Origin of the sequence: Vibrio marinisediminis (assembly GCF_014050145.1) — a bacterium.
GTDB lineage: Bacteria > Pseudomonadota > Gammaproteobacteria > Enterobacterales > Vibrionaceae > Vibrio > Vibrio marinisediminis.
The window spans coordinates 1-250 of the sequence record NZ_JACFYF010000317.1; the positions used below are offsets into that span (position 1 = coordinate 1).

1 pseudogene is annotated in these 250 nt (G+C 29.6%); it reads left to right on the forward strand.

The window, feature by feature from the left end:
- Positions 1-80 precede the first annotated feature (80 nt).
- Positions 81-250 (forward strand): annotated as a pseudogene (locus H2O73_RS24230) (DNA recombination/repair protein RecA); the annotation flags it as partial.

The following is a 250-nucleotide window of genomic DNA, read 5'->3' on the forward strand; positions in this document are numbered from 1 at the left end:
AATAGCTATACTATATAAGTTAAAGTTCTTTTTTGTACTTTAGCCACAGGTTATATTATAAAATATTTTTAAGTAGAATTATGGCAGAAGACAAAGAAAAAACGGCTAAACTAAAGGCTTTACAATTAACTTTAGATAAATTAGATAAAACTTACGGAAAAGGTTCAGTAATGCGATTAGGTGACGATGTTACTGAAGATGTAGAAGCTATTCCTTCAGGTTCTTTAGGATTAGACATTGCATTAGGAGT